An 18,819-nucleotide genomic window follows, 5' to 3' on the forward strand; every position below is an offset into this window, starting at 1 on the left:
GTTGGTGGCTGTCACAAACCCACAAAGGGGAGGATTAGAATACGATGAATAGCATCTACCACCATATCCGGGTCATGCCGCTGACCGGCGTGCTGGGCGCGGAGATCGAGGGCGCGGATCTCACAATGCCGCTGCCCGACCCGGTGTTCGAGGAGATCGAGCAGGCCTTCACCGATCATTCGGTGCTGGTCTTCCGGGACCAGGACATGTCCATCGAGGATCAGAAACGCTTTACGCGCCGCTTCGGCGAGTTCGGCTTCGAGCCCTATGTCGACACCATGAAGGAGCATCCGGAAGTCATCGAGGTCCTCAAGGAGGCCAGCGAGTCCGGCATGCTGAATTTCGGCGGCAACTGGCACTCCGACTGGAGCTTCCAGGAGGCGCCGCCCCGGGCCACCATCCTGCACGCCAAGGAGATCCCGCCCTTCGGCGGCGACACCTGTTTCGCCAGCATGTACCTCGCCTACGACACGCTTTCCGACGGCATGAAGGCCATGCTGGAAGGACTGAACGTGATGCATTCGGCCCGGCGTCCCTATGGCGTCGGCAACAAGCTGTTCGGCAAGTTCAACCGCGCCATGAAGATCCACAACACCGAGGAGGCGCATGCGGAGCTGGCCCATCCGGCGGTCCGCACGGTGCCGGAGTCGGGCCGCAAGGCGCTGTTCGTCAATCCCGTCTATTCGATCCGTTTCGAGAACATGAGCGAACGCGAGAGCCGGCCGCTGCTCGAGTTCCTGCACGCGCACGCGACCCGCATCGAGCTGACCTGCCGCGTCCGCTGGGCGCCGGGCACACTGACCATGTGGGACAACCGCTGCGTCCAGCACAACGCCATGAACGACTATGACGGCTACCGCCGCCTGCTCCACCGCACCACGGTCAGGGGCGAACGGCCCTGGCTGGAAGGCAGGGCGCCGGGGGGCTCGGGAGAGCGCGAACCGGCGCTGGCCCAGTCCGCCGGGTAATGGCGGCGGCGGCCGCACTGAAAGGAAAAGGGCTCCGGATCAACTCCGGAGCCCTTTTTCGTGGCCGCAAGAGCGCTCAACTCAGCGGCGCGACAGGCGGGCGATGAAACCGCCGAGAACCGTCGCGAGGCCCGCCGCGAGAGCCAGCTTCACGAGATCGGTGACGATGAACGGGCCGATACCGTAGGCGATCGCCATATCCACGCCCAGCAGATAGGCCAGCCAGAGCGCGCCAAGGGCCAGGATCGCGACTTCGCCGAGGAGCATGGCCGCGCCGATCTTGAGCGGGTTGCGCCACCAGCCCCGATCCGAGGCCCAGCCGACAATGGCGGTCGCGGCGACGAAACCCGCCAGGTAGCCCCCCGTCGGACCTGCCATGTAGGCGACGCCAAGGCCCTTCTCCGGGGTACCCTGGAACACCGGCATGCCGAGCGCACCCTCCATCAGATAGAGCAGGACCGTAGCCATTCCGAGGCGCAGGCCGAACGTGGCCGCGATGGTGAATACGGCAAGGGTCTGCAGGGACATCTCGACGGGCCACATGGGCACCTTCGCCTTCGCCGACATGGTCAGGATGATCGTGCCCATCACCATGAACGCAAGGAACCAGGCCGAACGCGTGAACCGATGGCTCGTTCCGATGCCGTCAAGCGGCGCTGCCGTTGATCTCATGTGTTCGTACCCCCGGGATTCTTGGACAGAACGCTGCGTCGGCGGAATGGACCTCCCCGTTCCCGCCGGCGCAAAAAAGGGGCTCCGGCAACGCCGGAGCCCCTGATTGTTGCTTCCTTGCGGAATGCTCAGTGCAGGTGGCGTCCCACGCTGCCGATGGCGTCGTCGATCAGCCGGTTGCCGGCGTCGCCCTTCAGCTCTTCGCGCAGGATGCGCGCGGCCGCGGCGGTGGCGATGTCGACGGCGCGGTTGCGCACCTCGTCGATCGCCTGCTGCTCGGCCTGGGCGATCTTGGATTCCGCCTGGGCCTTCCGGCGTTCCAGCGCGGCCTCCATGTCCGACCGCATCTTCTCGGCCGTGCGCTCGGCTTCCTCGCGGGCGTGCTCGACGATGCGGTCCGCTTCCTGGACCGCCTCCTCGGCCTTGCGCTGGTAGTCGGCGTAGAGGGACTGCGCCTCCTCCCGGAGCCGCTTGGCCTCCTCCAGCTCGCCGCGGATGCGGTCCGCGCGGGCGTCGAGCTGCGCCACGATCTTCCCCGGCAGCTTCAGATAGATCATCAGCGCGAAGAAGAGGACGAAGGCGACGGCGACCCAGAATGTCGGATCTGCGAACATCAGCGGCCTCCCTCGCGCGCGGCCGAAACCGCCTGGCTGACCCGGTCGTCCGACGGCGCCGCGCCCGACAGCTTCTGAACCAGGGCCGCGGTGACGCTGCAGGCGACGTCGTCCAGCGAGGCCAGAGCCGCGTCACGCTGCTGCGCGATCTGCTTCTCCGCCTCGGTCTGACGCTGGTCCAGTTCGGCCTCGATCTCCTGGCGGCGCTTGTCGATCTCGGCGTTCATCTCCGCCTTCATGCCGGCGACGATATTCGCCGCGCTGGAGCGCGCTTCGGCCAACCGGGCCTCGTAGTCCCGGATCGCCTTGTCGGTCTCCGACTTCAGCTCCTCGGCCTTGTCGAGGTCCGACCGGATTCGCTGCTCGCGGTCTTCCAGGATCCCGCCGATCCGCGGGATGACCACCCGCGCCATGATCAGGTAAAGGATCACGAAAGTGATCGCGAGCCAGACGATCTGGGATGCAAAGGTTTCTGCAGCAAGCTGCGGCATGAGCCCGTGGCCTCGCTGTTGACGTTACGTGTTCGCGTTCGCGGAAAGGGACGCGCCCGAAGGCGCGCCGATCAGAATGCGAACAGGATCAGGAACGCGATGACCAGCGCGAACAGCGCAACGGCCTCGGTGAGCGCGAAGCCCAGCAGCACGTTGCCGAACACACGGCCGGCAGCGCCCGGATTGCGCAGCGCGCCCGCGACGAAGTTGCCGAAGATGTTACCGATACCCACGCCCACACCGGCGAGCGCGATGGTGGCCAGACCGGCGCCAATCAGCTTTGCGGCTTCAGCTTCCATTTTCCTAAGTCCCTCTTCAATTCAGGTTGAGGATGATGATCGAAGTTCGAAGTTTCCGGCTCTCTCCGGCTCAGTGCCCGGGATGCAGGGCGTCGTGGAGATAGAGACAGCTCAGAATGGTGAACACATAGGCCTGGAGCAGCGCGATGCCGATCTCCAGACCGGTCAGCGCGACGATGAAGAGCAGCGGCGCCCAGCCGGCGATGATGCCCAGCGAGACGACGAAGCTGCCGAAGACCTTCAGCATGGTGTGACCGGCCATCATGTTCGCGAACAGTCGCAGGCTCAGGCTGATCGGCCGCACGAAATAGGAGATGATCTCGATCGGCACCAGGATGAACATCAGCGGCAGGGGCACGCCGGAGGGCACGAACAGTTTCAGGAAGCCGACACCGTGCTTGAAGATGCCGATCAGGGTCACACCGATGAAGACCACCAGCGCCATCGCGAAGGTGACGATGATGTGGCTCGTCGGCGTGAAGCTGTAGGGCACCATCCCCAGCAGATTGCAGAACAGGATGAAGAAGAACAGGGTGAACAGGAACGGGAAATAGGGCCGGCCTTCGGATCCCGCATTGTCCCGCACCATGTTGGCGATGAATTCGTAACTCATCTCGGCCACCGACTGCAGCCGCCCCGGCACCATGGCCCGGCCGCGCATGCCGACGGTCAGCAGCACCGTGGTGACGATCACCGCGATGACCATCCACAGCGCGGAATTCGTGAAGGATACGTCGACGCCGCCGATCTCCAGCGGGACGATCGGGGTGATCTCGAACTGATGCAGAGGGCTTTCGCCTGCGGCCACGCTATCCGTCCTCTCGTTCCTCGGCGGCCTTCTGGAACTTCATGGCCACCCTGTACACGTTCCTGATACCCACCGCGCCGCCAATCAGCAACCCGGCAAGGAAGACCCAGGGTCGCGTTCCGATCCACTCGTCGATCCACCAGCCGACGAAGCCGCAGACCAGGAACGCCGCCACCAGCTCGGCGGAGATCCGCCAGGCGATGCCGTCCGCCCTCGACCTATCCCGCGCCTCGGCCCGCTCCGGGTCCCGGCCTATGTGGCCGGACTCGCGCGCCGCCTTGATGCGGGCTTCCAGCGTCCCTACACGATCGCGCCACTTTCCGCGCTCATCGTCGCTCATCGACCGGTCCCGCCGGCCGACGCCGCGCTCCGCTCAAGGCGATGATTGATGATCACGGTACCCATGGCCCGAACGTGATCCGGTTCGGAAGCGGGCGCAACCTATGACGCCCCCGGGGGGTGGTCAACGCGGCCCCAGCGGACCAAATGACGCACCGATCCGCACTTTGGCCGCGCCGCTCCCGGGGTCCACGATGGCCCGCAGTAGAAGCCCGCAAGCCAGCGAGGAGCGCCCAGCCATGGCCACCGTCCGACCGCCCCGAGACGCCGAGACCGACCCCCGCGTGAAGGCTGTCTTCGACGACATCCGAACGACGCGCGGCACGGACTTCATCAACAACTTCTGGCGTTACCTGGCGTTCGATCCGGGCCTGCTGGAGCAGGTCTGGACCGACGTCCGCGACGTCATGGCGAAGGACAGCGCGCTGGACGGCAAGACCAAGGAAATGATCTACATCGCCGTCTCCATCGCCAATTCGTGCGACTATTGCATCCATTCCCACACCGCGTCCGCACGCGCCCGGGGCATGACCAGCGCGGAGTATGCGGACCTCCTGCGGGTGGTCTCCACCGCGGCGCGGACCAATCACCTGGTCAACGGCATGAAGGTGCCGGTCGACCCGGAATTCGACGCCGACCACGCCGGGTAGCGCGGGACCTACGCCGGTCCGCAGGCGATGTCGTCGCGCTCACGCTCGACACTGTCCCAGTCGGCCGGACGCCGGACCAGACGGCGGATCAGGACCACGCCCTTCTCGCCCGGGGCCACGACCGCCCGGCCGCCGAGGTCCGCCGCCTGCGCCTCCGTGGCGAGCGTCACCTCGCCGGCTGCGAGGTCCGCGCCGGTCAGGGTGAGGAAATTCTCCGTGTCACCGCCATAGGCGGTGACCGAAGCGCGGTCGCCGGTCTCGCCGAAGACGATCCGCACCGGACCCGCGGCAAGGTCGAAGGGGCAGATCGAGTAGGCCAGATCGGGCGCCGGGCGCGGCAGCATGCGGGCCGCCGCGTCGACGGGCGCGGCGTGGATCATGCGGTTGTAGCCGAAGCGGTCGCCGGTCTCGGCAAAGACGCGCTTCATCGCCATCCACGGCATCACGGCAACGACGACGACATGGATCAGCGCCGAGGCCAGGGCCGTGAAGACGGCCCAGCGGAAGATGGTCCGCGCGTTCAACGGCATGCCCCCCGGTCGATGGCAAAGAGCGGCGCTTCATCGAGCCGGCGCCAGACCGTCTCGTCGGGGCCGTGGATTCTGAGGGTGAGGCTGAAGAACCCGCCCGCCCCCTCGACGGCGAGGCGGTTGGCGGCGCCCGGCGGCCCGCCGACCGTGATCTCGATCCGTCCGTCGCCCCGGAGTTGCACCGTCCCCGCGTCTACCGCGCCGCCCCGTCCCGGATCGGCAACCAGGAACTGGTCGCGGCCGTAGAGCGCCAGCGACCACCACTCGCCCGCCGGCGGCCGTCCGGTCAGATGATACAGGCATTCCTCCACCAGCGGCTGGCCCCGGCTGTCGGTGTCGGCGGTGAAGTACAGCGCCTGCGCCCGCGGCAGGGCGAACAGACCGGTCATGGCCTGGGCCGTCCGCAGCCAGGGCGTCGGGCTTTCCTCGCCATAGGTGGCGTGCGTCCGCCAGGGCCCGTTGTGGAAGGATTCGACTTCGGCGACCGTGCGCACGGCATAGAGCGCGGATCCGACGCCGAGCACGCTCGAAACCATGAGAACCGACAGCACGAAGACCACACGGCTCCAGTCGAAGTTCATCCCCGCCCCCTCATGGCATTTTCCGCGCCACGAACTGCGCCAGCTCGCCGATGGCCCGGCGGCCCTCGGGCACGAAGGCCGCACCCAGATGCCAGACATGATACATGCCCGGCCAGACCCTGAGTTCGGAGACCACGCCGGCGGCGGCCAGCCTGGCGTGCAACCGCTCACTGTCGGAAAGCAGCACCTCGTCGCCGCCCACCTGAATCAAGGTCGGCGGCAGACCGTGATGGTCGCCCAGAAGCGGCGAGGCGCGCCAGTCGTCGAACGGAACCTCGTCGGCGCAATAGAGCGTGGCCGCCGCCTGCAACCCGGCCGGGCTCAGCATGGGATCGGCGCGATAACGGGTGCGAAGCGATGCGCCGGCGCCGGTCATGTCCGTCCAGGGCGAGATCAGGCAGGCCAATGCCGGCAGGGGTTCGCCCGCGTCCCTCAGCGCCATCAGGGTCGCCAGCGCGAGACCGCCGCCGGCCGAATCGCCCGCCATCACCGTGCGGGCCGGATCGAGGCCATCGGCGACAAGCGCCCGCCAGGCGGATAGCGAATCATCCAGGGCCGCGGGGCAGCGATGCGCCGGCGCCAGGCGGTAGTCCAGCAGGAAGACCTCGGCCTCCAGCGCCTGCGCCAGCCGCCAGCCGAAGTCCCTGTAGTCCAGCGGCGAGCCCCAGAAATAGCCGCCGCCATGGCAGTAGAAGACCGAGCGGACCGCCTTGCTGCCGTCCAGCCGCAGCCATTCGCCGCGCGGCGTCGCCTCGACGACCAGATCCCGCGGGGGACTGGGCAGCCAGCGCCGGGAACTGCTGGCCATGCGGGAGAACTCGGCGGCAATGGCCTCGGGCGTCGCGGCCTCCATCTCGCGGCTGCGGCGGCGAAAGCGCAGCCACAGCAACCAGTGCGCCAGCCTCGCCTGCCAGCTCATGGCCCAGCGCCGCCGGGCCACCGGCGTGGGCGGACAAAGGCGGCGCGGATCACCGCTGCGTCAGCTTCAGTTCGATGCGGCGGTTGCGGCGCATGGAGAGTTCGCTGTCGCCCGGCTCGATCGGATGGAACGCGGCGAAGCCGGTCGGCGCCAGCCGGTCCGGCGGAATGCCCTGTTCGGTCAGGAACTTGGCCACGGCGATGGCGCGCGCCGCCGACAGCTCCCAGTTCGACGGGAAACGCGGCGTGCTGATCGGCCGGGCGTCGGTATGGCCGTCGATGCGCAGCACCCAGTTGATGTCGTCGGGAATCCTGTCCATCACGTTCTTCAGGGTGTCGGCCAGCTTGGTGAGCTGGATCTGACCGGCCACGCCCAGATCGGCGCTGCCGGTCTCGAACAGAACCTCGGACTGGAAGACGAAGCGGTCGCCGACGATGCGGATGCCCTGCTGGTTGGACAGCACCTCGCGCAGGCGGCCGAAGAACTCGGAGCGGTAGCGCGCCAGCTTCTCCACCTGGCTGGCCAGCGCCTTGTTGAGCCGCCGCCCCAGATCGGCGATCTGCGCCTGGCTCGCCTCATCGCGGGCCTCGTACTCGTCCAGCAGCGCCTGGATGTCGTTCAGCTGCTTGCGCAAATCCGCGATCTGCAGGTTCAGCAGATGCACCTGCCGGCGCGCAGCCTCGGAAATGCGCTGTTCTTCCGTCAGTTCCGAAGCCGTGCGCTCCCGCGCCTCCCGGGCCGTGTCGAGTTCTTCCTCGCGGCCTTCCAGTTCGTCGAGCGTCGCCTGCAGCCGGGCCGTCGTGTCCTCCAGGTCCCCTTGCAGATTTGCGATGCGGGTCTCCGCTTCGACCTGCTGCTCTTCCAGTTCCGCGACCCTGTCCTGGGACTGGAAGTAGAGTGTCTGCAGTTCCTGCAGGGACTGCTCCGCCTCGGCCCGGCTGGTCTCCGATTCGTCGCGCAGGCGAGCCAGGGCGGCCTCCCGCGCGCGCAGCTCGGCGAGTTGCGCCTCGAGCTCGGCCCGGTCGGCTTCGGTGAAGTTCTGCAGCCGCTCCAGTTCGCCCTCGGCCTGTTCGGCGCGTTCGCGCAGGGTGGCGATCTGCAGCGCCAGTTCGTCCCGCTCCGCGGTCGACGAACTCAGCGCCGCCGAAAGCTGGGAGACGTTGCGGCGCAGATCCTCGTTGGCGCGCCGCTCGCTCGACAGGATACTCTGCAGCGTCGCGATCTCCTCGGAGAGCCGCATCAATTCCTCGTCGCGGCCCGAGATGGCCTGGCTGAGGAAGAACTGCGCCAGCACGAAAACCGACAGCAGAAAGATCATGGCCAGCAGGACCGTGGCCAGCGCGTCGACGAATCCCGGCCAGATATTGGCCTCGTTGCGGGAACGGCCGCCGCGCAACAGCGCCATGATCAGCGCCCTTCGTCAGCGATGGCCGCGATGGTCCGCGTCAGCACCTTGATTTCGGCGCGGATCTCGTCGACCGAGTGCTGGCGGCCGGAGGTTGTCTCCTCCAGCAGCCGCGCGACATAGACGTCGAGATTGCGCAGGTGGGTTTCCATCGAGCTGTCGCCGCCCTGCTCGGTCGCGACGGCGATACGCTGCAGGATCGGCTTCATCTCCATCTGACCCTCGGCAAGCTTCACCATCAGGTCGCGCTCGGCGCGCATCTGGTCGGTCAGGCTGGCGAGCCGTTCGGCGAGCTGGAGCAGCGTCTGGTTGCCAGTGCCACGAGATTCCTCGGACCGCGCCATGATCCGCTGCAGGTTGTCCAGGCTGTCCGCGGTCTGCTCCAGCAGGGCCTGGACGTAGACAGGAACCGAGGCCTCGGACTCGGCCAGCCCGCCCCCGCTGGACAGCCGCGTGAAGCTGGAAAGCCACTCCTCCAGGTCATTGTAGAAGCGGTTCTGCGCCTGAGAGGCCTGAAGGTCGAGAAAACCCAGCACGAGCGAACCGGCAAGGCCGAAGAGCGAGGACGAAAAGGCGGTGCCCATGCCCTCCAGGGGCTGTTCCAGCCCGCGCTTGAGATCGTCGAAGACGGCGCCGAACTCGACGCCCTCCACGGACAGCGAACTGATCGTGTCGCCGATCGATGCGATCGTTTCAAGCAGGCCCCAGAAGGTGCCCAGCAGACCGAGGAACACCAGCAGGCCGATCAGGTAACGCGACATGTCGCGGCTTTCGTCCAGCCGCGCCGCGATCGAATCGAGGAGCGAGCGCATGGAAAGCGTCGACAGGCTGACCCGCCCCTTCTTGTCCTGCAGCATGGTAGCCAACGGCGACATCATGGCCGGCGGCGACTGCGTCGACAGGCCGGGTTCCTTGCGCCGGAAGGTCTCCACCCAGCGCACCGCCGGCCGCAGCTGGAAGACCTGGCGCAGGACGTAGACCACGCCGATCAGCAACACGCCGACGATCAGGCCGTTCAGCGCCGGATTGGTCATGAAGGCACGGATGATGGGTTCGTGCAGTACGGCGATGACGCCGACAACGATCACCAGGAAGACGAGTATCCGCGTGAGATAGGCTGAGGGCTGGGTCATGCGTCTCGGGGTTCCTGAATCTGGTCCGCCACGTCAGCGCGACGCGATTTCGACATCCACCCGGTTGCCCGGTCCTTCATCGGCGGGCTCGCCGAGCGCGCGCACCAGGATGCGGAAGCTCTCGACCCCGTTGTCCAGCAGGATCCGGCGCACGGTTTGCGCGCGTCTGAGCGACACGCGCCGCTTCCAGTCACTGGTTTCGGTCTCCGAATCGGCATAGGCGCGAACCTGGATACGGTCGTTGCCGTCCTGCACCGCGCGGGCGATCTCGGTGAGTTTGTCGCGTTCGGCGGCCGGTACATCCACCTCCGCGCCCTCGAACAGGATTCGCGTGACACCCGGTGCGGCGGCCTGGGCCGGAACGGCGGCCACCCGGGGCTCGGGTTCAGGCGCCGGTTCGGGGGCGGGGGCAGGCTCGGGGCGCGGCGCAGGCGCCGGCGCCGCTGCCTGGCGCGCAGGCCGCTCGACGGTCTCGGGCGCGGCGGGGGCGGCCACGCGGACCCTTTCGGATTCGGGCTTCGGCTCCGGCACCGCCTCAGGACGCGGTTGCGGGGCCGGCTCCGGCGTGGGAGTCGGCTGCGGCCTGGATTGGGGCGCCGGGGCGGCGCGGACCTGTTCACGGGCGGGTTCGGCGGCCCTCTTCGGGGCGGGCTGCGGCGCGGCCGGTTCGGCGCGGACGCTGGCGCGCGGAGCCGGGACCGGCCGGCTGCCATCCTGACCAGGTGGCCGAAGAGTGATGCGGCGGTCGCCGCGGTTGGCCTGGTGCGGCGGAAGGGACGTATCCGTGGGCGCCATTACCGGGCCGCGCGAGGTGTTGAAGGGCTTCGTTGCCCTGTCGGGAACGCTGGAGCCCAGGACCGATCCCGGGCGCACGGCCATGGTCGGGTCGACCGAGACGGAAGGCGGCGCGTAGTCGTCCGCGGTGCGCACGCCGCCGCCGTCGATGATGATGGTGGCGCCGTCGTACTGGGCCATCGCAGGCGCCGCCGCCAAGGCAGCGAGGATCACGGCGCCGGCGCCGATCCCTGGCAGTCTGCTCACCCGGTTGCTCTCATCCCGCATGCCGGGGAGGATATCGCAACCGGTCAGGATTGCCAGCCCTCTCAGGTACTTGCCGATGCCTTCTTGAGCGCGTTGAGAAGCAGCGGGTGGATCGACGTGTTGCCGGCGACGACGTCGCCGGTCTCCAGCATCTTCCGCCCGCCCCCGATGTCGGTCACCAGACCCCCGGCCTCCCTGATCAGGATGAGGCCGGCGGCCATGTCCCACTGCTGCAGACCGCGCTCCCAGAAGCCCTCGAAACGGCCGGCGGCGACATAGGCCAGGTCCAGCGAGGCGACGCCGAGGCGGCGGATGCCGGAAACGCTGTCGGTCAGCGCCCTGAGTTCGGCCAGCAGCGTGTCGTGGCCCGGCTTGCCCATATAGGGAATGCCCGTCGCCAGCAGGGCGTCCGCCATCTTCGTGCGGCCGGACACGCGCAGGCGGCGGTCGTTCATGAACGCGCCCTTGCCCTTCTCGGCGTAGAACAACTCGTCGCGCACGGGTTCCAGGATGACGCCGGCCTGAATCTCCCCACGCTGCATCAGCGCGATTGAGATGGCGAAATGCGGAATGCCGTGCAGGAAGTTCGTGGTGCCGTCCAGCGGATCGATGATCCAGTAGCTGTCGCCGTCCGGCGCCTCGACGCGGCCAGCCTCCTCCAGGATGAAACCGAAATCGGGACGGGCCTTGGACAGTTCCTCGCGGAGGGTCTTCTCGGCCTGCAGATCCGCGGTGCTGACGAAATCGGCCGGACCCTTGCGGGACACCTGCAGCTGCTCGACCTCGCCCAGATCGTGCAGCAGGTTGCGCGCCGCCTTGCGGGCCGCGCGCTCCATGACGTTTATGTTGGCTGTCTTGCGCAAGGTACTGGCGATCAGTCGGCGCGCTTGACGTAGGCGCCTTCGGCGGTGGCGACCACGATCCGTTCGCCGACGTCGACGAAAGGCGGCACCATGCAGCGCATGCCGTTGTTCAGGATCGCCGGCTTGTAGCTGGAGGCCGCGGTCTGACCCTTCACGGTCGGCTCGGTCTCCGTGACTTCCAGCGTGACGTGCTCAGGCAGGATAACGCCCAGCGGCTCCTCCTCGTGGAACTCCACCTGAACCATCATGCCGTCCTGCAGGTAGACCGCGTCGTCGCCGACAAGTTCCCTGTTGATGTTGATCTGTTCGTAGCTCTCGGTGTCCATGAAGGTGATCATGTTCTCGTCCATGAACAGGTACTGATAGTCCCGCTGCTCGAGGCGCGCGCGCTCCACCGTCTCAGAGGACCGGAAGCGCTCGTTGAGCTTGCTGCCGTCGCGCAGGTTGCGCAGCTCCACCTGCAGATAGGCGCCGCCCTTGCCCGGCTGGGTGTGCTGGATGCGCATCGCGCGCCAGAGGCCGCCCTTGTGCTCGATGACGTTGCCGGGACGGATGGCGTTTCCGTTGATCTTCATGGCTCGATGGGTCCGGTGATCTGAATGGATGGCGGCGCGCCGGGCCGGGGCCGGGCCGCCGCGAGGCTGCGGTTGTCTATCAGCTTGGCCGGTTGGCCGCAATCGCCCGCTCGAAGGCGGCGACCGCGGCTCCGGGGCCGCCCTCGCGGCCCCAGACGCCGTTGACCACGGCCAGGAAATCCGCGCCGGCGCGGACCAGCGGACCGCAGTTCTCCACGGTGATCCCGCCGATGGCCACGCAGGGGACAGTGGTCATCGAAGACCAGATTTCAATGACATCCGGCGTCACGGACGTCTTCGGCGTTTTGGTGGCGGTGGGAAAGAAGGCGCCGAAGGCGACATAGTCCGCGCCCGCGTCGCCCAGTTCCATGGCCCGCTGGCGCGAGTCGTAGCAGGAGACGCCGACTATCGCGTCGTCGCCCACGATGGCGCGCGCTTCCGGATAGGGCGTGTCATCCGCGCCCACATGGACACCGTCCGCCCCCATCTCGAAGGCGATGTCGGGCCGGTCGTTGATCAGAAAGGCGACGTCCCGGGCGTGCGCGAGCGGCATCAGCCGTTCGACCGCGCGGCGCACGTCGTCATCGCCAGCGCCCTTCAGGCGAAGCTGCAGGCAGGCGACGTCGCCGCCGTCCAGCGCGGCGACCAGATCCTCGGCGAAGGCGCCGAGGTCGATCGCCGGCGGGGTGATCAGATAGAGACGGCAGGAGGATTCATCGGTCATGCCGTCCTGTTAGACCCGCCCCGCGGACGATGCAACATGGACCGTACGGCTATGCCCGGAAACCCGGATCGATGCGGTCGAGCTTGCGCAGCAGGCCCGGCCAGTCGCGCTTGCCCAGCGGCGAGAACTTGTCGAACTGCTGGGCGGTGAACTCGCAGGTTTCCTCGTCCGGCAGGTGCAGTTCGCGGCCGCTGCCCAGACAATCGACCTGAAGCTGGCAGGACTTCTCCAGATAGAACAGCAAGTTGAAGGTCTCTGAAACCGACTCGCCGCAGGTCAGCAGGCCGTGGTTGCGCAGGATCATCGCCTTGTTCTTGCCCAGGTGGCCGATCAGGCGCTCGCGCTCGGAGTGGTCGAGCGCGACGCCTTCGTAGTCGTGATAGGAAAGGCGGTTGTGGAACCGGAGCGCGGTCTGGGCCAGCGGCAGCAGCCCGTCCTTCATGGCGGAGACGGCCATGCCCGCGCGGGTATGGGTGTGCGCCGCGCAGGTCACGTCCGGCCGGCCGCTCAGCACCGCCGAATGGATGGTGAAGCCCGCCTGATTGATCGGATAGCCGCCGTCCAGCAGCACGTTGTTGTCGTAGTCCACCTTCACCAGGCTGGACGCCGTGATCTCGTCGAAGAACAGCCCGTGCGGATTGAGCAGGAAGGCGTCCTCGCCCGGCACGCGGGCCGAGATATGGGTCGCGGTCAGATCGTCCCAGCCATAGTGGGCGACGAGACGGTAGAAGGCCGCGAGATCGACGCGGACCTCCCATTCGGCGTCCGAGACCTTGTCGCGGACGGATTTCACGATCGGTGCGGTATCAGGCATGTTTCACGTTTCCTCCCGGCAGTGCTTCCCGCTTCAGCCGGCCGCGACGGGCAGCGACAGTGCGGCCTCGTCACCGATCACGCGGAAAGTGAGCGTCTCCTGAATATACAGGCGCACGCGCTCGGCGTCATGAGACGAATATCCGATGGCGAAGTCCCGCCCGACGAATAGCTCGAAGTCGCCGCCTCGGGTGGACAGCAGCACGCCGCCGTCCAGGGAGCGGCAGGGAATGACCGGGCCCTCCAGCAGCCGCTGGACATGGTCGAGCACGCGCCGGCCTTCGGTGGTCACGGCGCTCTGGAGACCGGTATAGAGGTCCGAATCGACCACCAGCGCATAGGGACCGTGCGCCCCTACTGCGGTCAGCCGGTCGAGTCCCTCGGCGATGACGCGCGGCCAGGCGGTGGCGTCTTCGGGCGCGGGCCCCACGGAATCGCCGGCGCGTTCCATGATTCCTTCGACGCCGGCGGCGCCATAACCGTGAAACACCATGCGGTCCTCGGCCATGGCGATACTGCGCGCGGCCTCGATGACGCTGTCGATGTCGGCGTCCGGCGCACCTCGGGCGAGGTCGTCCAGTTCCCGCATGGCGATGTCGAAATCGACGCGCAGTTCCACCATCGGCAGCACTTCCCGGCTGCGCGCCTCGACGCCCTCGAAAACCGGCTCGGACAGCCGCGTCACACGACCGGTGGCGACGGCGTCATGCCGGTAACCGAGAGGACCATTGAAGTCCACCACCCGCCGGGCCGCGAGCACGGACTTCAGCGTGTCGGCGGCCGTCTCGTCGATTTCCGCCCAGCCTTCCGCCGTGATGGGGGCCAGGTTCCGCTTCAGATCATCCATCGTCCTCTCCCTCACGCCTTCAGGCTGCGAATGCCCAGATCGCCGTTCCCGCCGGCCGGTCCACCATGCGTTTCGTGCGCTTCGCCCGCGTCGCCGTCTTCACCGTGATGACCGGTGATCGGGCCCTCGGTGAACAGGTTGGCGCGCAGCTCCTCATCCAGCTTGGGCATGTTCCGGCGCAGCCATTCCAGGTTCATCGCCGCGTGCTCGATTTCCTCGTCGCGGTTGTGGGCCAGCACCGCCTTGAGCTCGGCATCGCCGGTTGCGTCGACGCGCTGCTGGTACCAGTCCACAGCCTCGAACTCTTCCATCAGGCTGACGATCGCCCGATGGAGATCCAGGGTCTCTTCCGACAGGCGTTCGATCGGCTCATGCAGACCTTCACTGGACATTCCAATCCTCCTCGACTTGGCAGAACCGACTAGATGGTGGCAAGTTTGGCCTATCGAAAGGGGGCGGGACAATCCAAGGCAAAGGCCGCAGGCAGACCCGCGTACCACGCACCCGACCATCACGGAGACGACGATCCATGAAGCAGATGCAGTTCAGCCGCTTCGGCAAGCCCTGGGAAGTCGCGGAGATCGTCGAGGTGGACGAGCCTGGCGCGCCCGGCCCCGGCCGCGTCAACGTCCGGGTGCTGGCGAGCCCGATCAACCCGGCCGACCTGCTGAACATGGAAGGGCGATACGGCGCCGAGCCCCCGAAACTGCCGATGACCCAGGGCGCGGAAGGCGTCGGCCGCGTCACCGCCGTGGGCGAGGGCGTGGACAATGTGAAGGTCGGCGACCTGGTGACCCCGCCGGCACGGGGCATGTGGCGCGAGATGGCCCAGGGCCCCGCACGCGGACTGGTCGCCCTGCCGGAGAATGCCGATCTGCTGCAGCTCGCCATGCTGCGTGCCAACCCGGCGACGGCGTGGCTGATGCTGAAGGACTACGTGACGCTCGAGGCCGGCGACTGCGTAATCCAGAACGCCGCCAACTCGGCGGTCGGCCGGCACCTCATCCGGTTGGCGAAATCCCAGGGCTGGCGCACGGTGAACGTGGTTCGCCGCCCTGAGCTGGTGGCCGAACTGACCGAACTCGGCGCCGATCATGTGCTGGTCGACGGCGACGACCTGGACGCCCGCGTCGCGGAAGCCACAGGCGGCCGCGTGCCGAAGCTCGGCATCGACGCCATCGGCGGCAGCGCCGTCCAGCGCCTCGCCCGCTGCGTCGCCGACGGCGGCACGGTGGTGAACTATGGTCTGCTGTCGGGCGAGCCGCTGATGATCGACGCCCGGGAGACTGTCTTCCGCGACATCACGCTGCGCGGGTTCTGGCTCGCCGCCTGGTTCGGGACGACGGACCCGAAGGAAATCGGCGCCACCTACGCTTTCCTGGGCGAGAAGATCGCGTCGGGTGAACTGCACGCGCCGGTGGAGGCCACTTATCCGCTGGAGCGCGTGGCCGAAGCGCTGAAGCATGCGGCCCGCGAGGGCCGGTCGGGCAAGATCATCCTGACCATGGGTGACGCCTGATCGACATGAAGCGGCCGGTCCTCCTCGTCGTCCATCAGAAACACTCGGATCCCGGCCGGGTGGGGATGCGTCTGCGCACGCTGGGAAATCAGGTGGAGATCTGCCGCCATGCCTGCGGCGATCCCCTGCCCGAAGATTTCGACGCCTATCGCGGCGTCGTGGTCTTCGGCGGCCCGATGAGCGCGAACGACGACCACGAGCCCTTCATCCGCAGCGAACTGGACTGGATCCCCCGCGCGGTGGAAAGCGGCGCGCCGTTCCTCGGCATCTGCCTGGGTGCGCAGCTGCTGGCGCGCGCGGGCGGCGCGGCGGTGCGCGCCCACCCCGAGGGCCTGGTGGAGATCGGCTATTACCCCGTACGCGCCACCGAGGCCGGGCAGGATCTGTTCCCCAACGAGATGCACATCTTCCAGTGGCACCGGGAGGGCTTCGAGCTGCCCGCCGAAGCGGCCCTGCTGGCGACGGGCGACGTCTATCGGAACCAGGCCTTCTCGCTGGGCGATCACGCCATCGGCATCCAGTTCCATCCGGAAGTCACCGAGCAGATGAACCGGCGCTGGCTGATCGGCGGCGCCGAGCGGCTCGGCCTGCCCAACGCCCAGCAGCCCGAAGCGCACATCGCCGGACGCCGCCAGCACGACATCTTCGTCGACGAGTGGGTGGACGACTTCCTGAGCCAGTGGCTGGCGCGCGATGCCCGCGAGGCGGGCTGACCCGATTCGCCCGCCGATCAGGAACGAAACGCGGACGCGGCAGGGAGACCGACGGGCGCGGGGAGAACGGAATTCGAGTCTGTTTTCCGGAACATTCGCGAACATAAAGGGAAGTTGGCTTTCAGATCGTACCACCCGATTCGGCGGACGATTCGCGCCTGGCGATCACGTGGGCGAATGAGCCCATGACGCTGCCCGCGCGGCGTCCCATGGGGGGAAGCGGCGTCCCGTCGGCTTCGGCGGCATCGAAAAGGGGCTCGCCGGCGCCCTCCGACAGCACCGTCGCGTAGTGGAACTCATGGGCCGCCAGCGGCCCGTCCCAGGGCCCCGGCCCGCGCGGCCTCAGTTCCCGGTAGCCGAGATGGAGCCTCCGTTCCGCGAACGAGGTTTCCAGCGGCAGGAGCCCCGCCATCCGATGACGTACGCCCTCGGCGTCGGCGAGCCCCTCGCCCAGCACCATGTAGCCGCCGCATTCGCCATAGACCGGCAATCCCTGACCGGCCGCACGGCGCAAGCCATCCAGGAATGTCCGGGCCATCGCCAGCCGGCCCGCATGCAGTTCCGGATAGCCGCCCGGCAGGAATACCGCGTCGGCCTCCGGCGCGGGCGGTTCATCGGCCAGCGGCGAGAAGGGCAGGATCTCGGCGCCCGCGCGCCGCCAGCCGTCCAGCAGATGCGGATAGGCGAAGCAGAAGGCGATATCCCGCGCGACCGCAACGCGCTGGCCGAGCGGCGGCAACGGCGGCAGCGCCTGCGGCGCAGATGCTTCGGCCAGGGGCCGGGCCAGGCGTTCCAGGCTGTCGAGGTCGACACATTCGGCGATCAGGTCGCCCAGCGCATCGATCGCCCTTCTCACTCCTTCGACCTCGGCTGCCGGCACCAGGCCGAGATGCCGCGAAGGCATGGCAAGATCGGCGCGCCGCGGGACGGCGCCAACGACGGGGATATCCAGCGGCGCCAGCGCGCCGCGGATCAGGCCGGCGTGGCGGGCGCTGCCGACCCGGTTGAGAATGACCCCGGAGATACGGATGTCGTCGCGATGGGTGTCGAAGCCCCTGACCAGCGCCGCCGCCGACTGCGCCTGGTGGGCGGCATCGAGCACCAGAACCACTGGCAGGCCGAGCGTTGCGGCGAGGTCGGCGGTGGAGCCGCCGCCCCCGGCGGCGCCGTCGAACAGACCCATAACGCCTTCGATCAGCAACAGGTCCGCCTCGGCCGACTGCGCCGCAGCGAGGCCGCGCAGCATGGCCGGCGGCATGGCCCACGGGTCCAGGTTCACCGACGGCGCGCCACTGGCCAGAGCATGGAACATGGGATCGATGTAGTCGGGACCACACTTGGCCGCCCTGACCGCGCCGCAGCGGGCGAAAGCCGCCAGCAGACCGATCGTCAGCGTCGACTTGCCGGCTGCCGATGACGGCGCAGCGAGGATCAGGCCCCCGGCGACGGCCACGGATCAGCCGGCGTCTCGGGAGCCGCGTCCCAGCGCCCGAAAGACATCCTGAGGCGCGGGCGCGCCGGCCTGCCAGTCGAGGACGCGGCGCAGCGGCACCACGCCGCCGACGCAGATCAGGGCGGGCGGTGTGATGCCCTCGGTCTCGACATCGTCGGCCGCTTCGCCAAGCGTCGTCTCCAGCACCCGCTGGGTTGGCAGGCTGGCGTCGCAGACCACAGCCACCGGTTCGTCCGGCGAACGGCCGGCGGCCATCAGACGGCGCGCGATATGGTCGAGATGTTTCACCGCCATGTACATGACGATGACCGGGGAGCCTTTGGCGATGGCGTCCCAGTCGATCCGCGAGGGCGCCAGACCGTTCTGGTCGTGGCCGGTCAGAAAGGTCACCGCCTGGTTGACGTCGCGGTGGGTCACCGGGATGCCGGCATAGGCGAGGCCGCCGACGCCGGCGGTGACGCCGGGAATGATGCGGAACGGCACGCCGGCCTCCGCCAGGCTCAGCGCCTCCTCGCCGCCGCGCCCGAAGACGAAGGGATCGCCGCCCTTGAGCCGCAGCACGCGCTTGCCCTCGCGCGCCAGCTCGATCAGGCGGAGCGAGATGTCGCGCTGTTTCGGCGACGGCTTGCCGCCGCGCTTGCCGGCATATTCCGTCGGCACGCCCGTCCGCACCCAGCCCAGAATACGGCTGTCGACCAGGGCGTCGTAGACCACGACATCGGCCTGCTTCAGCGCCGAGAGCGCGTGCAGGGTAACGAGGCCCGGGTCGCCCGGCCCCGCGCCGGCCAGCCAGACCCAGCCCGGCAGGAACTCGGGCCAGACCATGTCGGTGCCGGTGTCGATGTCATGGATAGTGCGCATC

24 protein-coding genes are annotated in these 18,819 nt (G+C 68.1%); 4 read left to right on the plus strand and 20 right to left on the minus strand.

Annotation, left to right across the window (positions count from 1 at the left end):
* Positions 1-44: 44 nt before the first annotated feature.
* Positions 45-968: a TauD/TfdA dioxygenase family protein gene (locus CWC60_RS16160; RefSeq protein ID WP_109794966.1), complete on the plus strand. Its 924-nt coding sequence runs from the start codon at positions 45-47 to the stop codon at positions 966-968.
* Positions 969-1,049: 81 nt separating this feature from the next.
* On the opposite strand, the gene CWC60_RS16165 is transcribed toward CWC60_RS16160, so the two are convergent.
* From CWC60_RS16165 to CWC60_RS16190, 6 genes are all read right to left on the minus strand, one after another.
* Positions 1,050-1,640 carry a biotin transporter BioY gene (locus CWC60_RS16165; RefSeq protein ID WP_109794967.1) on the minus strand — a complete coding sequence of 197 codons (591 nt, stop codon included), beginning with the start codon at positions 1,638-1,640 and terminating at the stop codon, positions 1,050-1,052.
* Between the two features lie 128 nt (positions 1,641-1,768).
* Positions 1,769-2,254: a F0F1 ATP synthase subunit B gene (gene atpF / locus CWC60_RS16170; protein WP_109794968.1), complete on the minus strand. Its 486-nt coding sequence runs from the start codon at positions 2,252-2,254 to the stop codon at positions 1,769-1,771.
* On the minus strand, positions 2,254-2,745 hold the full coding sequence (locus CWC60_RS16175; RefSeq protein WP_109794969.1) for a F0F1 ATP synthase subunit B family protein: 492 nt from the start codon (positions 2,743-2,745) through the stop codon (positions 2,254-2,256). The genes atpF and CWC60_RS16175 overlap by 1 nt, the downstream gene beginning before the upstream one ends.
* A gap of 71 nt (positions 2,746-2,816) precedes the next feature.
* Positions 2,817-3,044 (minus strand): F0F1 ATP synthase subunit C, encoded by a 228-nt coding sequence (locus CWC60_RS16180; protein ID WP_109794970.1) that lies wholly within the window; start codon positions 3,042-3,044, stop codon positions 2,817-2,819.
* Positions 3,045-3,114: 70 nt separating this feature from the next.
* On the minus strand, positions 3,115-3,852 hold the full coding sequence (locus CWC60_RS16185; RefSeq protein ID WP_109794971.1) for a F0F1 ATP synthase subunit A: 738 nt from the start codon (positions 3,850-3,852) through the stop codon (positions 3,115-3,117).
* 1 nt (position 3,853) lies between these two features.
* Positions 3,854-4,192, minus strand: coding sequence for an AtpZ/AtpI family protein (locus CWC60_RS16190; protein ID WP_109794972.1), 339 nt, complete (start codon positions 4,190-4,192; stop codon positions 3,854-3,856).
* Positions 4,193-4,430: 238 nt separating this feature from the next.
* Here CWC60_RS16190 and CWC60_RS16195 point away from each other — a divergent pair, with 238 nt between their 5' ends.
* Complete coding sequence (locus CWC60_RS16195; protein ID WP_109794973.1) at positions 4,431-4,841, plus strand: carboxymuconolactone decarboxylase family protein; 411 nt, start codon at positions 4,431-4,433, stop codon at positions 4,839-4,841.
* Positions 4,842-4,849: 8 nt separating this feature from the next.
* Here the strand turns inward: CWC60_RS16195 and CWC60_RS16200 are convergent, their stop codons facing one another.
* The 12 genes from CWC60_RS16200 to CWC60_RS16255 all read right to left on the minus strand — a co-directional run bounded on the left by CWC60_RS16200 (position 4,850) and on the right by CWC60_RS16255 (position 14,670).
* The gene (locus CWC60_RS16200; RefSeq protein WP_164516593.1) at positions 4,850-5,365 is read right to left on the minus strand and encodes a DUF1254 domain-containing protein; all 516 of its coding nucleotides are present in this window, start codon (positions 5,363-5,365) and stop codon (positions 4,850-4,852) included.
* On the minus strand, positions 5,362-5,952 hold the full coding sequence (locus CWC60_RS16205) for a DUF1214 domain-containing protein (RefSeq protein ID WP_164516594.1): 591 nt from the start codon (positions 5,950-5,952) through the stop codon (positions 5,362-5,364). Before CWC60_RS16205 ends, CWC60_RS16200 begins: the two co-directional genes overlap by 4 nt.
* Positions 5,953-5,962: 10 nt before the next feature.
* Positions 5,963-6,871 carry an alpha/beta hydrolase gene (locus CWC60_RS16210; RefSeq protein ID WP_109794976.1) on the minus strand — a complete coding sequence of 303 codons (909 nt, stop codon included), beginning with the start codon at positions 6,869-6,871 and terminating at the stop codon, positions 5,963-5,965.
* 49 nt (positions 6,872-6,920) lie between these two features.
* Positions 6,921-8,276 carry a peptidoglycan -binding protein gene (locus tag CWC60_RS16215; protein WP_109794977.1) on the minus strand — a complete coding sequence of 452 codons (1,356 nt, stop codon included), beginning with the start codon at positions 8,274-8,276 and terminating at the stop codon, positions 6,921-6,923.
* Positions 8,277-8,278: 2 nt separating this feature from the next.
* Positions 8,279-9,409 carry a MotA/TolQ/ExbB proton channel family protein gene (locus tag CWC60_RS16220; protein ID WP_109794978.1) on the minus strand — a complete coding sequence of 377 codons (1,131 nt, stop codon included), beginning with the start codon at positions 9,407-9,409 and terminating at the stop codon, positions 8,279-8,281.
* 33 nt (positions 9,410-9,442) lie between these two features.
* The gene (locus CWC60_RS16225; protein WP_125182810.1) at positions 9,443-10,450 is read right to left on the minus strand and encodes an OmpA family protein; all 1,008 of its coding nucleotides are present in this window, start codon (positions 10,448-10,450) and stop codon (positions 9,443-9,445) included.
* Between the two features lie 62 nt (positions 10,451-10,512).
* Positions 10,513-11,313 (minus strand): inositol monophosphatase family protein, encoded by an 801-nt coding sequence (locus CWC60_RS16230; protein WP_206419971.1) that lies wholly within the window; start codon positions 11,311-11,313, stop codon positions 10,513-10,515.
* 11 nt (positions 11,314-11,324) lie between these two features.
* The gene (gene efp / locus CWC60_RS16235; RefSeq protein ID WP_109794981.1) at positions 11,325-11,888 is read right to left on the minus strand and encodes an elongation factor P; all 564 of its coding nucleotides are present in this window, start codon (positions 11,886-11,888) and stop codon (positions 11,325-11,327) included.
* Positions 11,889-11,967: 79 nt separating this feature from the next.
* Positions 11,968-12,612 carry a thiamine phosphate synthase gene (gene thiE, locus CWC60_RS16240; RefSeq protein WP_109794982.1) on the minus strand — a complete coding sequence of 215 codons (645 nt, stop codon included), beginning with the start codon at positions 12,610-12,612 and terminating at the stop codon, positions 11,968-11,970.
* Between the two features lie 49 nt (positions 12,613-12,661).
* On the minus strand, positions 12,662-13,426 hold the full coding sequence (locus CWC60_RS16245; protein WP_109794983.1) for a class II aldolase/adducin family protein: 765 nt from the start codon (positions 13,424-13,426) through the stop codon (positions 12,662-12,664).
* A 33-nt stretch (positions 13,427-13,459) separates the two neighbouring features.
* A complete protein-coding gene (locus CWC60_RS16250) occupies positions 13,460-14,272 on the minus strand; it encodes a family 1 encapsulin nanocompartment shell protein (protein WP_109794984.1) in 813 nt (270 codons plus the stop codon).
* An 11-nt stretch (positions 14,273-14,283) separates the two neighbouring features.
* Positions 14,284-14,670: an encapsulin-associated ferritin-like protein gene (locus CWC60_RS16255; RefSeq protein ID WP_420891164.1), complete on the minus strand. Its 387-nt coding sequence runs from the start codon at positions 14,668-14,670 to the stop codon at positions 14,284-14,286.
* A gap of 131 nt (positions 14,671-14,801) precedes the next feature.
* Between CWC60_RS16255 and CWC60_RS16260 the strand changes: the two genes are divergently transcribed.
* Both CWC60_RS16260 and CWC60_RS16265 read left to right on the plus strand, forming a co-directional pair.
* Entirely contained in the window at positions 14,802-15,791 is a 990-nt protein-coding gene (locus tag CWC60_RS16260) for a zinc-dependent alcohol dehydrogenase family protein (protein ID WP_109794986.1), read from the plus strand.
* Positions 15,792-15,796: 5 nt separating this feature from the next.
* Positions 15,797-16,504 (plus strand): glutamine amidotransferase-related protein, encoded by a 708-nt coding sequence (locus tag CWC60_RS16265; protein WP_109794987.1) that lies wholly within the window; start codon positions 15,797-15,799, stop codon positions 16,502-16,504.
* A gap of 121 nt (positions 16,505-16,625) precedes the next feature.
* On the opposite strand, the gene CWC60_RS16270 is transcribed toward CWC60_RS16265, so the two are convergent.
* Positions 16,626-17,957: a cobyrinic acid a,c-diamide synthase CobB gene (locus CWC60_RS16270; protein WP_206419972.1), complete on the minus strand. Its 1,332-nt coding sequence runs from the start codon at positions 17,955-17,957 to the stop codon at positions 16,626-16,628.
* A gap of 3 nt (positions 17,958-17,960) precedes the next feature.
* Positions 17,961-18,818 (minus strand): uroporphyrinogen-III C-methyltransferase, encoded by an 858-nt coding sequence (gene cobA / locus CWC60_RS16275; RefSeq protein ID WP_109795035.1) that lies wholly within the window; start codon positions 18,816-18,818, stop codon positions 17,961-17,963.
* Position 18,819: the final 1 nt, after the last annotated feature.

The organism is Minwuia thermotolerans (genome assembly GCF_002924445.1).
GTDB classification, from domain to species: Bacteria; Pseudomonadota; Alphaproteobacteria; order Minwuiales; family Minwuiaceae; genus Minwuia; species Minwuia thermotolerans.

Coding starts and splice junctions, on each gene's coding strand:
- CWC60_RS16160 (WP_109794966.1), top strand. CDS start 45: ATGAATAGCATCTACCACCATATCCGGGTCATGCCGCTGACCGGCGTG.
- CWC60_RS16165 (WP_109794967.1), bottom strand. CDS start 1,640: ATGAGATCAACGGCAGCGCCGCTTGACGGCATCGGAACGAGCCATCGG.
- atpF (WP_109794968.1), bottom strand. CDS start 2,254: ATGTTCGCAGATCCGACATTCTGGGTCGCCGTCGCCTTCGTCCTCTTC.
- CWC60_RS16175 (WP_109794969.1), bottom strand. CDS start 2,745: ATGCCGCAGCTTGCTGCAGAAACCTTTGCATCCCAGATCGTCTGGCTC.
- CWC60_RS16180 (WP_109794970.1), bottom strand. CDS start 3,044: ATGGAAGCTGAAGCCGCAAAGCTGATTGGCGCCGGTCTGGCCACCATC.
- CWC60_RS16190 (WP_109794972.1), bottom strand. CDS start 4,192: ATGAGCGACGATGAGCGCGGAAAGTGGCGCGATCGTGTAGGGACGCTG.
- CWC60_RS16195 (WP_109794973.1), top strand. CDS start 4,431: ATGGCCACCGTCCGACCGCCCCGAGACGCCGAGACCGACCCCCGCGTG.
- CWC60_RS16205 (WP_164516594.1), bottom strand. CDS start 5,952: ATGAACTTCGACTGGAGCCGTGTGGTCTTCGTGCTGTCGGTTCTCATG.
- CWC60_RS16210 (WP_109794976.1), bottom strand. CDS start 6,871: ATGAGCTGGCAGGCGAGGCTGGCGCACTGGTTGCTGTGGCTGCGCTTT.
- CWC60_RS16215 (WP_109794977.1), bottom strand. CDS start 8,276: ATGGCGCTGTTGCGCGGCGGCCGTTCCCGCAACGAGGCCAATATCTGG.
- CWC60_RS16220 (WP_109794978.1), bottom strand. CDS start 9,409: ATGACCCAGCCCTCAGCCTATCTCACGCGGATACTCGTCTTCCTGGTG.
- efp (WP_109794981.1), bottom strand. CDS start 11,888: ATGAAGATCAACGGAAACGCCATCCGTCCCGGCAACGTCATCGAGCAC.
- thiE (WP_109794982.1), bottom strand. CDS start 12,612: ATGACCGATGAATCCTCCTGCCGTCTCTATCTGATCACCCCGCCGGCG.
- CWC60_RS16245 (WP_109794983.1), bottom strand. CDS start 13,426: ATGCCTGATACCGCACCGATCGTGAAATCCGTCCGCGACAAGGTCTCG.
- CWC60_RS16250 (WP_109794984.1), bottom strand. CDS start 14,272: ATGGATGATCTGAAGCGGAACCTGGCCCCCATCACGGCGGAAGGCTGG.
- CWC60_RS16260 (WP_109794986.1), top strand. CDS start 14,802: ATGAAGCAGATGCAGTTCAGCCGCTTCGGCAAGCCCTGGGAAGTCGCG.
- CWC60_RS16265 (WP_109794987.1), top strand. CDS start 15,797: ATGAAGCGGCCGGTCCTCCTCGTCGTCCATCAGAAACACTCGGATCCC.
- cobA (WP_109795035.1), bottom strand. CDS start 18,818: ATGCGCACTATCCATGACATCGACACCGGCACCGACATGGTCTGGCCC.